Source organism: Agromyces sp. ISL-38, assembly GCF_018613935.1.
GTDB lineage: Bacteria > Actinomycetota > Actinomycetes > Actinomycetales > Microbacteriaceae > Agromyces.
On the sequence record NZ_JAGGPF010000001.1, the window covers coordinates 134,563 to 147,959 of the forward strand.

General features: G+C 69.2%; 12 protein-coding genes. 6 read left to right on the forward strand and 6 right to left on the reverse strand.

Features of this window, described 5'->3' with window-relative positions:
- Positions 1–66 precede the first annotated feature (66 nt).
- From J7E25_RS00640 to J7E25_RS00655, 4 genes are all read left to right on the forward strand, one after another.
- The gene (locus J7E25_RS00640; protein WP_214866978.1) at positions 67–1,023 is read left to right on the forward strand and encodes a LysR family transcriptional regulator; all 957 of its coding nucleotides are present in this window, start codon (positions 67–69) and stop codon (positions 1,021–1,023) included.
- A gap of 89 nt (positions 1,024–1,112) precedes the next feature.
- On the forward strand, positions 1,113–2,459 hold the full coding sequence (locus J7E25_RS00645; protein ID WP_214866980.1) for a cation:dicarboxylate symporter family transporter: 1,347 nt from the start codon (positions 1,113–1,115) through the stop codon (positions 2,457–2,459).
- Between the two features lie 74 nt (positions 2,460–2,533).
- Positions 2,534–3,289: a FadR/GntR family transcriptional regulator gene (locus J7E25_RS00650; protein ID WP_214866982.1), complete on the forward strand. Its 756-nt coding sequence runs from the start codon at positions 2,534–2,536 to the stop codon at positions 3,287–3,289.
- Positions 3,290–3,389: 100 nt separating this feature from the next.
- A complete protein-coding gene (locus J7E25_RS00655; protein WP_214866984.1) occupies positions 3,390–3,812 on the forward strand; it encodes a cupin domain-containing protein in 423 nt (140 codons plus the stop codon).
- 132 nt (positions 3,813–3,944) lie between these two features.
- Here the strand turns inward: J7E25_RS00655 and J7E25_RS00660 are convergent, their stop codons facing one another.
- From J7E25_RS00660 to J7E25_RS00680, 5 genes are all read right to left on the reverse strand, one after another.
- Positions 3,945–5,405 (reverse strand): amidase, encoded by a 1,461-nt coding sequence (locus J7E25_RS00660; protein ID WP_214866986.1) that lies wholly within the window; start codon positions 5,403–5,405, stop codon positions 3,945–3,947.
- Positions 5,402–7,195, reverse strand: a complete 1,794-nt coding sequence (locus J7E25_RS00665; RefSeq protein WP_214866987.1) for an ABC transporter ATP-binding protein — start codon at positions 7,193–7,195, stop codon at positions 5,402–5,404. Before J7E25_RS00665 ends, J7E25_RS00660 begins: the two co-directional genes overlap by 4 nt.
- Positions 7,192–8,130, reverse strand: a complete 939-nt coding sequence (locus J7E25_RS00670; RefSeq protein ID WP_251006833.1) for an ABC transporter permease — start codon at positions 8,128–8,130, stop codon at positions 7,192–7,194. The genes J7E25_RS00665 and J7E25_RS00670 overlap by 4 nt, the downstream gene beginning before the upstream one ends.
- Entirely contained in the window at positions 8,127–9,071 is a 945-nt protein-coding gene (locus tag J7E25_RS00675) for an ABC transporter permease (RefSeq protein ID WP_214866989.1), read from the reverse strand. The genes J7E25_RS00670 and J7E25_RS00675 overlap by 4 nt, the downstream gene beginning before the upstream one ends.
- Positions 9,072–9,154: 83 nt before the next feature.
- Positions 9,155–10,666, reverse strand: coding sequence for an ABC transporter substrate-binding protein (locus tag J7E25_RS00680; protein ID WP_214866991.1), 1,512 nt, complete (start codon positions 10,664–10,666; stop codon positions 9,155–9,157).
- Positions 10,667–10,798: 132 nt separating this feature from the next.
- On the opposite strand from J7E25_RS00680, the gene J7E25_RS00685 reads away from it, so the two are divergent.
- On the forward strand, positions 10,799–11,563 hold the full coding sequence (locus J7E25_RS00685; RefSeq protein ID WP_214866993.1) for a FadR/GntR family transcriptional regulator: 765 nt from the start codon (positions 10,799–10,801) through the stop codon (positions 11,561–11,563).
- A 60-nt stretch (positions 11,564–11,623) separates the two neighbouring features.
- On the opposite strand, the gene J7E25_RS00690 is transcribed toward J7E25_RS00685, so the two are convergent.
- Positions 11,624–12,250 (reverse strand): TOPRIM nucleotidyl transferase/hydrolase domain-containing protein, encoded by a 627-nt coding sequence (locus J7E25_RS00690; RefSeq protein WP_214866995.1) that lies wholly within the window; start codon positions 12,248–12,250, stop codon positions 11,624–11,626.
- A 197-nt stretch (positions 12,251–12,447) separates the two neighbouring features.
- Between J7E25_RS00690 and J7E25_RS00695 the strand changes: the two genes are divergently transcribed.
- Positions 12,448–13,347, forward strand: coding sequence for a hypothetical protein (locus tag J7E25_RS00695; protein ID WP_214866997.1), 900 nt, complete (start codon positions 12,448–12,450; stop codon positions 13,345–13,347).
- The last annotated feature ends 50 nt before the right edge of the window (positions 13,348–13,397 follow it).

A 13,397-nucleotide genomic window follows, 5' to 3' on the forward strand; every position in this document is an offset into this window, starting at 1 on the left:
CAGCATGCGCTCGCGACGCGTTGAGAACAATCGATGCGATTTTCACCAACCGTTTAGCATTGCTATATGCACTGGACGCTCGACCAGCTCCGCACGTTCTCGGTCGTGGCCGAGCTCGGAACGATGACGGCGGCGGCGGAACGACTCGGATACACGACGGGAGCCATCTCCCAGCAGATGAGCGCGTTGCAGTCGACGCTGGCTCGACCGCTGTTCGTGAAATCTGGGCGCGTGCTGACCCTCACGGACACCGGGCGGATCCTGCGCCACCATGCTCGACTGGTGCTCGACGCTGAGCACCGAGCCGAGGCGGCACTGAGCGGCCCCGAGACGGCACACGAGACGGTCGTGATCCTGGGGGTGTTCGGTTCGGCGGCGGTCTCGGCGATTCGCCCGGTCACCGAGCAGTTGCGCCGGGTTGCCCCGAACGTCGACATGCGAGCGCTCGAGGTCGACGTCGAGCGGATGCCGCAAGCAGTCCTCGCCAACGAGATAGACATCGCACTCGGGCTCAACTACTCCGACGCTCCCGTGCCCCCGCAACGCGGCATCGTCAGCACGCTGCTGCGCCGGGAACCGTTCCACATGGTGCTTCCACCGGCCGCTCGAGAGCTGCTCGATGCGCCTGGGCAGCTGCTCGCCTACGCCAACGAGGCCGAGTGGATCCTCCCGCCCATCGGCTCGTCGTTCGGCAGGGCCACCCGCTTGGCGTGCGCGGCGGCCGACATCGAACCGCACGTCATCCACACGGTGACCGACACGGCGGTGTCGATCGCCATGGCCGAATCCGGCATCGGGATCACGCTGGCGACGCCACTGATGATGATCCTGCATCCGACGGACACTCCGGTCGCCCCGCTCCCAGGCGGGTCCACACGCGACATCGTCGCGATCGCCCGGAGCGCTGCCCTCGAACGCAGCAGCGTCGCCGCGGTGCGCGACGCGCTCGCGCACGTCTTCAGGAACGGCGGCGCCGACTCGTCGAACGCGTGTCAGGGAGCCGAAAGCTTTACGCCTTCGTAACACCGAGGCGAAGCCTGGGCAACATCGCAACGCCTTAATTGGTCAGACCACTTTCCGTGTCCACTCGGACCGACGCGAAGGAACGACCAATGGCGAAGACCTCTGACGGGCTGTTCGAAGAGACACCCGAGCACGAACTCCGTGTGAAGCAACCGATCTACAAGTCCCTGTTCTTCCAGATCATCGTGGCGATCGTGCTCGGTGTGAGCATCGGATGGCTCTTCCCCGACCTCGGCTCGCAGCTGAAGCCACTGGGTGACGCCTTCATCAGGATCATCAAGATGATCATCGCGCCGCTCATCTTCCTCGTCATCGTCACGGGAATCGCGCACGTCGGCGATGTGAAGTCGGTCGGCAGGGTCGGCGTGAAGGCACTCACCTACTTCCTGATCGCGTCGACGTTCGCGCTCGTCTTCGGCATGATCGTCGCGAACATCGTCAAGCCTGGTGCCGGGCTCGACATCGACCCCGCGTCGCTCGACGCCTCCGCCCTCGAGGCGAAGACGGCCGGCGGCGCGCTGCCGACCGCATCCGAGTTCCTGCTCAACGTCATTCCCGAGAGCGTGATCGGCGCATTCGCGAACAACATCCTGCTGCAGGTGCTGTTCTTCTCCGTGTTCGTCGGCGCGGCGATCGTGGTGATCGGCAAGGACAAGCTGAAGCCCGTCGTCGACCTCCTCGACTCGGGAATGACGATCATCTTCAAGATCATGGGATGGATCATGAGGGTTGCGCCCATCGGCGCGTTCGGTGCGATGGCGTTCATCATCGGCCAGTACGGCATCGCGACGCTCGGTACCTACGCGGTGCTGATCGCGGCCTGCTACGGCGCCGCGATCATCTTCATCGGCCTGCTGTTCCTCGTCGCGTGGGGCTTCGCGCGAGTGCCGCTCTGGCAGTTCATCACGTACTCGCGCTCGGAGTTCGCGCTCGCCCTCGGCACCGCGTCGAGCGAAGCGGTGCTGCCGCGCATCATGGCCAAGCTCACGGCAGCCGGATGCCCGCGCTCGATCACGGGCCTCGTCGTGCCGACCGGGTACTCGTTCAACCTCGACGGCGCGGCCATCTACCTGTCGATCGCGCTGCTGTTCCTCGCGCAGGCGTTCGGGGTCGACCTCTCGATCGGCGAGCAGATCGGCGCCCTCGGCATCCTGCTCCTCACCTCGAAGGGGATGGCGGGCGTTCCCGGTTCGTCGTTCCTGGCGCTTTCTGCGACAGCCACGGCGCTCGGCCTCTTCCCCGTCGCGGGAGTCGCCCTGCTCCTCGGAGCCGACCGCATCATGGACTCGATGCGCGTCTCGGTGAACCTGCTCGGCAACTGCGTCGCCACCTTCGTCGTGTCGCGATGGGAGAAGCAGCTCGACTACGACCAGATGCGGGCCGCGTTCTCCAGCGAGAATGTCGACGCCGTGCAGCTCGAGACCGTGAACGCGTAACGTCCACGTGGGAGACTGGTGGATGCCGTTTCACGGCATCCACCAGTTCCGTCATCACCTCGAGAATGAGTTCGATGCCAGCAGCCACCGAACCGATCGGGCCCATGCCGAGGCATGGTGCGTCGGTCGCCGACGACGTGGCGCGGCACCTGAAGCGGCTCATCGTCACCGGCGCGTTCCCGAACGGCGGGCGCCTGCCGGCCGAGCGCGCGCTCGCGGCAGAGCTCGGCGTCTCGCGGGCGGCGCTGCGCGAGGCCCTGCAACAGCTCCAGAGCGCCGGACTCGTGCACAGCCAGCAGGGCAGCGGCACGCGGGTCACGCACGATCCGTCGTCATCGGCGCGACTCGTGGCGCATCTCTCGCAGGAGGAGCGCGACTTCGCGGAGTCGGCCGAGCTCCGCGCGGTCGTCGAGCCGCAGATCGCGCGTCTCGCCGCGAATCGCGCGACCCCGAACACCGTCGCCGAGATGCGGAGGATCCTCGACGCCTCAGCGACCGAGCTCGACGTCGAGGCATCCATGTCGCTCGACATCGAGTTCCACCTGGCCGTCGCCGAGACGGCCGGCAACCGCCTGCTCTCCTCGCTGAGCGGGCTCACGGCGAGCTGGACGATCAGCGAACGCGCGTATTCACACCTGGAACCGCGCGGCCGGGATGTCTCCCGCCGGGGTCACGCTCGGATCCTCGCGGCGATCGAGTCCGGCGATCCCGACGCGGCTGAACGGGCGATGGCCGTGCACCTCGAGGAGATCGGAGTCGTGATCGCGGCGGCTCGAGCGTCGGTCGGCGACGAGCCGGTGGCTGAGTCGGCCGCGAAGCCCGGTGGTTGAGTAGGCCGCGAAGCAGCCGTATCGAAAGCACCCCGGTCGGCCCGCGTGCACCGGTCGCCGTCCTGAGACACGCCGCGTGGCGATGCAATATGCTGCGGCAATGAACGTCGGTGAGATCAGGTTGAGCGAGGCGCAGGTCTTGCACGTCACCTCGTCCACCACCGATGTCCTCCGGCTCGAGTCGACCTGGGCACCGGGCGGGAAGCCGCCGCCGACCCACTGGCATCCGCGGCAGACCGAGCATTTCGAGGTGCTCGAGGGTCGGCTCACGGTGCGGGTCGCCGGCGACATGCGCACGCTGGGCCCTGGCGACGTGCTCGACGTGCCGCCGGGCACGCCGCATGCGATGTGGAACGCCGGTGACGTCCCGGTGCGCGCCGCGTGGGTGGTCACACCAGCCCTCCGCACCGAGCAGATGTTCCGCTACCTCGCCGGCGGGATGTCGCCACTGCGCAGCATCCGGATGCTGTTCATGTTCCGCAACGAGTTCCGACTCGGCGGCCGCGGGCGCCGCGGGGCTTGATTCCGCGCCGTATCCTGCGGTGCACCTCGAGGAGATCGGACTCGTGATCGCGGTGGCGCGAGCCTCGCTCCTCGACGAGCCGGAGTGACCCCGGCAGCCCGGTGGTTTCGATACGCCGGCTTCGCGGGCTACTCAACCACCGGAACGAATCGCCATCGGGAACTCCGGTACGGCCGACGCCGGCCGGGCACGCTCGTACCAAGCGGTGAACCGCAGCGTCTCGAGGTCGGCGAAGCGCCGGCCCGTGATCTGCAGCCCGATGGTGCGTCCGTCGGCGGTGAAACCGCAGTTGACGCTCGACGAGGGCTGGCCGGTCATGTTGTACGGCGCGGTGAAGGCGATGTGCGACATCCGCTGATCGTCGTCTCCCCACGGCATGGGCCATTCCGCCGGGAACGCGGCGACCGGAGAGACCGGCGAGAGCACGGCATCGAACGGATGCGTCGCCTCCACCGTGACCCGGCGCATCTCGGCGATGGAGTCGTAGGCCTCGAGCGTCCGGCGGCCCGAGACATCCGCACCTCCGTGCACCCAGGTCGAGATGAACGGGAGCACGCGGGCCTTGGCCTCGGGGCTCAGGTCGACGTAGGTGCGCCAGAAGCGCACGCGCCAGAACAGGTCGAGCTCGTCGAGGAACCGGTCGTTCATGAACGGCGCGAGTTCGACGATCTCGGCGCCCGCGTCGGAGAACACGGCCGCGGCCAGCTCGATGGCGGATGGCACCTCGGGATCGACGTCCATGCCGGCGCCCGGCTCGAGATGCACTGCGATGCGCCTGCCGCGCACGTCGAGATCGAGGTCGTCCCAGTCGAGGTCCTCGGGCGGCAGCGACGTGTAGTCGCGCGCATCGGGACGCGAGAGCACCGACATGCCGAGCGCGACGTCGGCGACGGACTGCGCGATGGGGCCCGCCGCTCGACCGAGGTAGGGGTTGTCGATCGGGATCCGGCCGTCGCTCGGCTTGAGGGTCGCAAGGCCCAGCCACGTTGCGGGAAGTCGCACCGACCCGCCGATGTCGGTGCCGACGTGGAACGTGCCGAAGCCCGCAGCGGCGGCCGCACCGGCTCCTGAGCTCGATCCGCCGACCGTGAGCGTCGAGTCCAACGGACTGCGCGTGATGCCGTGCACGCTCGAGACTCCGGAGGAGAGCATCCCCCAGTCGGGCATCGTCGTCGAACCGATGATGACGCCGCCCGCCTCGAGGATGCGGTCGACGACCGGGGAGTTCCTGGCCGGCATGACCGGCACGCTCGCGCCGGACCCCGCATAGGCCGGGATGCCCGCACGGTACAGGTTCTCCTTGACGGTGCACGGGATTCCGTCGAGGCGGCCGAGCGGCTCGCCGCGCATCCACCGCGCTTCGCTCGCGCGCGCGTCGGCGAGCACCTGCTCCGGGTCGAGATCGCTGAACGCGTTGATGATCGGGTTTCGCTCGTCGATGTCGTCGAGGATCGCGCCGGCGACCTCAACGGGCGAGAGGTCGCCCGAGGCGTAGGCGGCCGCGAGGGCCGCTCCGGAGAGCGAGGCGAGGGCCGAGCCGGTGGTGGCGGTCGTGGCGGCGGTGGAGGTCGCCGCGGCGGCGGACTCGGTCATTCCTGCTCCTGCTTGTGTCGGATGGTCGGCGTCGCCTCGATGAGACTGCGCGTGTACGGGTCGGACGGGTTCTCGTAGATCGCACGGGTCTCCCCCTGCTCGACGATCTCGCCCCGCTGCATGACCGCGACGCGGTCGCAGAGGTGACGCACGACGCCGAGGTCGTGCGAGACGAAGACGAGCGTGAGCTCGTACTCGTCGACGAGGTCGGCGAGCAGGTTCAGCACCTGGGCGCGCACCGACACGTCGAGGGCGCTCACGGGCTCGTCGGCGACGAGGATGCGGGGACGGCACACGAGCGCACGGGCGATCGAGATGCGCTGGCGCTGCCCGCCCGAGAACTGGTGCGGGAACCGCTCGACCGAGTCCGTCGGCAATCCGACGGCGTGCACCATCTCGGCGACGAGCGCGGCGCGCTCCTTGCGCGAGACGGCGACTCCGCCCTGCAGGTTCGCGGCGTTCATGAGCGGCTCGGCGATGATCTCGCCGATGCGCATCCGCGGGTCGAGCGACGCCATCGGGTCCTGGAAGACGATCTGCAGGTTCTTGCGGAGCTCGGCGAGGTCGGCATGACGGGCGCCGTTCAGGCGCCGCCCGACGACGTCGATGGTTCCCGACGTCGGCTGGTCGAGGCCCGAGAGGATGCGGAGGAGCGTCGACTTGCCCGACCCGGACTCGCCGACGATGCCGAAGCGCTGCCCCGCCTCGATCTCGAACGACACCCCGCGCAGGGCGTCGACCGTCGGCGCCGGTGCGCGCAGCGACGTGCGGTCGCGGCGGTACTGCTTGGTGAGCTGCTCGGCGCGCACGACCGTCGACGATGGGAGCGGCGGGAGTTCGGCATCGCTCGGGTGCCCGGCGGGTGCCTCCGGCGCGGCCGGCCGGGCAACCACGCGCGTCACCGATCGGCCCGGCACGTAGTCGGCGGCGGTCGCGACCGTGAAGAGGCGGCCCGTGGCGTCGGTGGCATCGAGGTCGGATGCCGCGAGCAGGCCTCGGGTGTACGGATGCTGCGGTCTCGTGAACACCCGGTCGATCGGGCCCTCCTCGACCACGACGCCCTTGTTCATGACGAGCACCCGCTCGCACGTCTCGCCGACGACCGCGAGGTCGTGCGTGATGAAGAGGAGCCCGGTCGACCTGCGGGACACCGTCTCCAGCACGAGGTTCAGCACTTGCTTCTGCACGGTCACGTCGAGGGCGGTCGTCGGCTCGTCGCAGACGAGCAGCTCGGGGTCGTTGGCGAGGGCGATCGCGAGCACGACGCGCTGGCGCTGGCCGCCCGAGAGCTGGTGCGGGTAGGCGCGCGCCGTCTCGGCCGGCGTCGGCAGACCGACATCCGTCATCAGCTCGACCGCACGCCGCTCGGCTGCCGCCCGGTTCGGCTGCGTGCCGTGGATCAGCATGGACTCGGCGATCTGCCGGCCGACGCGCATGAGCGGGTTGAGCGCGGTCATCGGCTCCTGGAAGACCATCGCCATGTTCGCGCCGCGGAGCTTCGCGGCCTGCGCCTCGCCGAGCCCGATGACGTTGCGGTCGTCGCCGCCGACGTTGACTCGGCCGGTCGCGGTGAGCGAGTCGGGCAGGAGGCCCATGACCGCGAGGGAGGTCAGGGACTTGCCCGAGCCCGATTCGCCGATCAGGCCGACCCGCTCGCCGCGCTCGATGCGGAAGGCGAGGTTCGAGACGAGCTCGTGCTCGTCGGTGGCGACCGTGAGGCCCGACACCTCGAGTGCGGGGTGGTCGGCGACGGGGACGCTGCTCGCCAAGGGGTGCGCAGTGGAGGTCATCGGTTCCTCATCTTGGGGTCGAAGCGGTCGCGGAGCCCGTCGCCGAGGAGGTTGAACCCGAGCACTGCGAGGGCGATGGCCACGCCCGGGAAGATGGCGAGGTACGCGCTCGTGGCGAGGAACTGCTGCGCGTCGAGCAGCATGCGGCCCCACGACGGGGTCGGCGGCAGGGTGCCGAGGCCGAGGAAGGAGAGCCCCGCTTCGGCGAGCACGGCGATCGCGAAGTTCACCGAGCACTGCACGATGACCATGCCGCCGATGTTCGGCACCACGTGTCGGAGTGCGATCGCAAGGCCCGAGCGGTTGGCCGCCCGTGCGGCGAAGATGTAGTCCATCGACATCACCTGGAGCGTTCCCGAGCGGGCGACGCGCGCGAAGGCGGGCGCCGAGCCGATGCCCAGCGCGATCATCGCGCTCAGCGTGCCGCCGCCGAACACGGCGCCGAACACGATGGCGAGGAGGAGGCCCGGGAAGGCCATCACCACGTCGCTGCCGCCCATGATGAGCACGCCGAGCCGCTTCGGCCGCATGCCGGCGAGGATTCCGAACGGAACACCGATCGCCGCGCCGATGAGCACCGAGACGGTGCCGACGAGGAGCGTGATCTGGGCGCCCGCCATGATGCCCGAGAGCACGTCACGCCCGTAGCGGTCGGTGCCCATCGGGTGCGCGAGGCTCGGCGACAGCAGACGGTCGGCCGCCACCGCGTGGGTGGGGTCGTACGGCGTCCAGACGAGGGAGACGAGCGCCGCGAGCGCGATGAGGGCGATGAGACCGCCGCCCACGACGAGCTGTGCGTTCGGGCCACGGCGGCGCCGACGCGCGCTGCCGCCGGGCTTCGTGCTCCGCTCCCGCATCGCGTCAGGTTCAGGAACGGCGGCGTCGGCTGGGGCGGACGCGGATGCCTGCCCCGACGGAGTGGTGAGGATGCTCATGCGGCCCTCCGGAGTCTCGGGTCGAGCAGGGTGAAGGCGAGGTCGACGAGGAAGTTGATCAGCACGATCGCGACGACGAGCACCACGACGACGGCTTGCACGGCGAGCAGGTCGCGGTTTCCGACGGAGTCGACGAGATAGCTGCCGAGCCCGGGAATCGTGAACACGCGCTCGACGACGACCGCGCCCACGAGGAGTCCCGCCATCTGCAGGCCCACGACGGTGAGCACCGGGATGCCCGCGTTCCGCAAGCCGTGGCGCACGAGCGCGAGGTTCGCGGTGAGCCCTTTCGAGCGCGCCGTGCGCAGGAAGTCCTCACGCTGGATCTCGAGCACGGCCGAGCGCACGTAGCGCGTGAGGATCGACGCCTGCACCGTGCCCAGCGCGATGACGGGGAGCGTCACGTGCTGGAGGAACTCGCCGGGCTCCGACGGCGGCACCCAGCCGCCCGACGGGAGCCAGTCCAGCTCGATCGCGAAGAACACGATGAGGAGCATGCCGACGAGGAAGCTCGGAACGGCCACGCCGAACTGCGAGACGGCCGAGATGACCGCTCCCGACGGCCGCTGGTGACGAATCGCGGCGATCGTGCCGAGCGGCACGGCCACCGCGATCGCGAGCACCATGGCGAGCCCGACGAGGATGAGCGTGACCTGCAGCCGGTCGGTGATCACGGGGCTGATGTTCTGCCCGGTCACGTACGACACTCCGAAGTCGCCGCGGAGGAGCCCGCCGAGCCATTCGAGGTACTGCACGACGAGCGGCGTGTTCATGCCGTGCTGCTCGCGCCAGGCGGCGAGCTGTTCAGGCGTCGCCTCGATACCGAGGGCGACCGTGGCCGGGTCTCCGGGCAAGACGCGCAGGAGCAGGAAGACCACGACGGTGGAGACGAGCACCGTGGCGACGAAGCTTCCGAGGAGCTTCAGCAGTCGAACGGCCACGGTCACCCCCTTTCAGGATCGAGTGGAGCGGATGCCGCGCCCGGCCGGGCGCGGTCGAGCGCCGGGCGGGCGCGGCCGGGCGGTCAGTCCCAGCGAAGTCCCGAGAGCACGAGCGACTCGGTCACGGCGTTTCCCGCGATCCCGTCGAGCTGCGCGTCGGCGACCACGATGTTCGGGAACAGGAACAACGGCAGCGACGCGACATCCGTTGCGGTGATCTCGGCGACCTCCTTCATGCCGTCGACCCACTCCTCTTCCGAGCCCGCATCGGCGGCCGCGACGATCGGCGCGATCTCGCTGTTGTCGTAGCCGATGTAGTAGTCGGGGTTGTTGAAGGTGGCGAGGAGGTCGCGGGCTTCGACGGCCAGGATGACCGACATCTGGTAGTCGTGCTTCGTGAACACCTTGTCGAGCCACACTGCCGGGAACTCGTCGCTCGCGATCGTCGCGGTGACGCCCACCTCGGCGAGCTGCGAGACGACGACCTCGGAGACGGCCGTCGCGTACGGACGGGTCGGCACGTCGAAGGTGATTTCGAGGTCCTCGACGCCGGCCTCCGCGAGCAGGTCCTGGGCCTTCTCGGGGTCGTAGGGGTAGAGGTCGTTCAGGTCTTCGTAGTACGGATCGGTCGGCGGCACCATGGCGCCGATGCTCTCGCCGTAGCCGGCCCACGCGGCATCCATGATCGCCTGACGGTCGAGTGCGTAGGCGATCGCCTGGCGCACGCGCACGTCGTCGAAGGGAGCGACCTTGTTGTTCATCGAGAGCAGGATCTCGCCGTTCGAAGAGCCCTGGATCACCTGGAGTTCGTCGTCGGCCTCGAACTGCGGGATCAGGTCGGGCGCCTGCATGTTGTAGAGCATGTCGACGTCGCCCGCACGCAGCGCGTTGGTGCTCGCGACGACGTCGGCGAAGTAGCGCAGGTCGACGTCGGTGATCGCGGGCGCCTCGCCCCAGTAGTCCTCGCGAGCGGCGAGGCTGATGTGGTCGCCGGTGACGCGCTCCGTCACGGTGTACGGCCCGGTGCCGACAGGAGTGTTGGCGAGATCGCCGATGCCGCTCGCGTCGAACATCAGGCCCACAGTGCCGGCCATGTCGTAGAGCCAGATGTTGCTCGGCTTCGACAGCACGACCCTCGCCTCGGTGGGCGAGACGACCTCGACGTGGTCGAGGAGGGCCATCTTGCCCTGGTTGATCGCCCAGTCGGTCGCGATGCGCTCGAGCGAGAACTTCACGTCGTCGGCGGTGAACTCCTCACCGTTCGCGAAGGTCACGCCCTCCTCGAGCACGAAGTCGTAGGTCGTGCCGTCGTCGCTCACGGTCCAAGACTCGGCGAGCTTCGGCTGGAGCTCGCCGTCTTGATCGAGCGCGACGAGGCCCTCGTAGACGTTGTTCATGAGCACTTGCGGGATCGCGGATCCAGCGGTCGTCGTCAGGTCGAAGTTCACGGGTTCGCCCGTGAGTCCGATGGTGACGGATGCGTCGTGGGCGTCGCCGCTCGGAGATGAGGCGGTCGCGCCGGCGGTGCAGGCGGTGAGGGCGAGGAGGCCGCCCACGGCGGCCGTGGCGGCGAGAGTTCGAGTGGTGGGGGACACTGCACGGCTCCAATGTGGGTGGGGCGGGTTTACTGGTCTGACCAGTAAACGGAACGCTATGATGAATCCGCCGCAGGGGTCAAGCCGTGAAACACACTATTTACGTTCGACCCCCGAGATCGAAGGAGCCGCGTGCCATTCACCCCCGTGCAGAAGGTCAGCGCCTACGAGTCGATCGTCCTGCAGATCGAGAGCGCGATCGCGAACGGCGACCTGAAGGCGGGCGACCGCTTGCCGGGCGAGCGCAAGCTCATGGCGGACTTCTCGGTGAGCCGCGCGACCGTGCGGGAGGCGCTCCGCGTGCTGCAGGCGACGGGTGTGGTCGAGTCCCGCCCGGGCGACCCTCGCGGGCCGGTCATCTCGCACTACTCGCCCCGCCTGCTGGAGAAGTCCATGTCGCAGCTCGCCCGGCTCGACAGCGTCTCGCGGGTCGAGGTGCTCCAGTTCCGGTTGCTCCTGGAGGGCAGCGCGACCCGCCTCGCCGCGAGGAATCGGAGCGAGGCCGACCTCGACCTGATCACGGCTCGGCTCAGGGAGCTCGAGGCGAGCATCCAGGCGGATGGCGCGAAGTTCTTCAGCGAGCACGTCTCCCGGTTCCATGCCGCGATCCGGCGCGCCTCCGGCAACCAGCTCATCGAGATCTGCGGCAATGTCATCGGCGGAATCACGGCCGAACTCATGGTGCGCCGGCTTCACACGGATGCCGACCAGCTCGCGATCGTGCAGCGCAGCGCCCTCGACGGGGCGCGGCTGGTCGAGGCGATCAGCGCTCGCGACGCCGAAGGCGCCGCCGCCGTGCAGGTGGAGAACATCTATCGCTTCTACGCCGACGACCTCGACCCGGCTGAGGTCGACGCCCTCCGGCCGTTCGTCGACGCATCCCCGGTGGTTGAGTAGGCCGCGAAGCAGCCCGGTGGTTGAGTAGGCCGCGAAGCAGCCGTATCGAAACCACCCCGGTCAGGCCGCGCCATCGCCGACCGCCGCGACGAGCGCGGCGAGGGCCACGGGGATACGCGACTCCTCGAGCGCGTCGACGAGAATCGGTGCGAAGCGCGCCTTGCGGCCGCTGTGCGTGCCCATGAAGCGCCTGAGCTGCGCATCCGTCGCCCTCGATCGCTGCGCCGGTTGCTGCTGGAAGCCGCGGAAGCGCGTGAGCTCGCCGTGCTCGGCCAGCAACTGCTCCACGCGGTCGGTGCCGAGCGCGCGAATGAGCTCACCCTCCAGATCGGGCTCGCACGCGAAGTAGCCGAGCGACGCGAGCCCGGCGAGCGTGCCCGGCGTGCCGCCGCCGGCGCCGATGCCGGCGCCCGCGTCTCGAAGGCCGTCACGCTCGACGACGGCATGCACATACGCGAGCTCACCAGCGTCGAAGAGGCCGAGTACCCGCGGACGAACCGGAGCCGCCGACAGCTCGGCAAGGTGCCGACGCAGGTTCGTGACGCCGCCCATCGAGACCACCGTGGCATCCGCTGCAACCAGGTCACACCCGAGCCGCGCCGCGAGCGTCTCAACTGCGAGCCGATCACTCTCGCCCTCGACGAGCACGACGGTAGCGGATGCCCCGTTCCGCTCGCCTCCCCGCATGCCGCCGACCCTATCCCGCATCTCGGCCGTCCACCGAACCGAATTGCCACTTTCGGCCGCCCCGCCAGCCGGAAGGCGGCCTCAACTGGCAACTCGGGGCAGCTGGACTGGTCCTCGACAGGAACAGATGGCGCAGGCAGACCACGCCTGGAGCGGATGCGGCATCCGCGAGCCGCGGATGGGAGACGATATCGCGCGTGCCGAAAGCGTCTCGACTCCCCGCCGAGCTGGAAACCGCGCCGTTCACTGTGCGACAGGCGGCCGCTTACGGCCTCACGCGTCGGCGCACTCGCGCGCACGATCTGACGACACCGTTCCGCGGCGTCCGCACCTCCCTGGACAACCTCGACCTGGCGGGTCTCTGCACGGCGTATGCCACGCGGATGCCGCAGGGCCAGGTCTTCAGCCATCGCACCGCCGCAATGCTGTGGAAGCTGCCGCTTCCGAGCTCGACTCCGCTTCCGCTTCACGTTGCTGTTCCCGCCCCGATGCGGCAGCCGCGGATGAAGGGTGTGGTGGGGCACCGGCTCGGAACCCACGCCGAGACGAGATTCATCGCCGGCTTGCCCGTGGTCGCGCCATGCGACGCGTGGTGTCAGCTCGCCGATTCACTCGGTCACGATGACCTCGTCGCCGCCGGCGACCGGCTGCTCGGCTGGCGAGACCCCGTCGCCACGCTCGACGAGCTCGACCTGGCGATCGCTCGTTTCGGCTCGAGACCCGGCGTGGTGGCGCTGCGCCGTGCCCGCATCGACCTCCGACCGCGCTCTGCATCACGAAGGGAGACCTTGTTGCGACTCAACGTCGCGCGCCACGGCTACCCGGAACCCGAATGCAACGGCGCGATCGAGCTCTCAGCCGGCCGGATGACGCATGGCGATCTCGTCTTCCGCCGGTACCGCGTGCTGCTCGAATACGACGGCGAGCAACACCGCACCGACGAGAGACAATTCCACCGAGACGTGGAGCGGCTCAACGACCTGGCAACCGATGGCTGGATCGTCATCCGCGTCGGTCGTCGACTGCCTCTTCGGCGCGCGCTCGCGCAGCTCGATCGGGCGCTTCGAGCGCGCGGCTGGAGCGGGCCGGCGCGCTGAGTTGCCACTTTCGGCCGCATGTCGGGCCGCGGAGCGGCCGCAAATGGCAA

Excerpts from the sequence above, each read along its gene's own strand:
- J7E25_RS00670 (WP_251006833.1), bottom strand. The coding sequence starts at position 8,130 with ATGAGCATCCTCACCACTCCGTCGGGGCAGGCATCCGCGTCCGCCCCA.
- J7E25_RS00640 (WP_214866978.1), top strand. The coding sequence starts at position 67 with ATGCACTGGACGCTCGACCAGCTCCGCACGTTCTCGGTCGTGGCCGAG.
- J7E25_RS00690 (WP_214866995.1), bottom strand. The coding sequence starts at position 12,250 with ATGCGGGGAGGCGAGCGGAACGGGGCATCCGCTACCGTCGTGCTCGTC.
- J7E25_RS00665 (WP_214866987.1), bottom strand. The coding sequence starts at position 7,195 with ATGACCTCCACTGCGCACCCCTTGGCGAGCAGCGTCCCCGTCGCCGAC.
- J7E25_RS00660 (WP_214866986.1), bottom strand. The coding sequence starts at position 5,405 with ATGACCGAGTCCGCCGCCGCGGCGACCTCCACCGCCGCCACGACCGCC.
- J7E25_RS00650 (WP_214866982.1), top strand. The coding sequence starts at position 2,534 with ATGCCAGCAGCCACCGAACCGATCGGGCCCATGCCGAGGCATGGTGCG.
- J7E25_RS00645 (WP_214866980.1), top strand. The coding sequence starts at position 1,113 with ATGGCGAAGACCTCTGACGGGCTGTTCGAAGAGACACCCGAGCACGAA.
- J7E25_RS00655 (WP_214866984.1), top strand. The coding sequence starts at position 3,390 with ATGAACGTCGGTGAGATCAGGTTGAGCGAGGCGCAGGTCTTGCACGTC.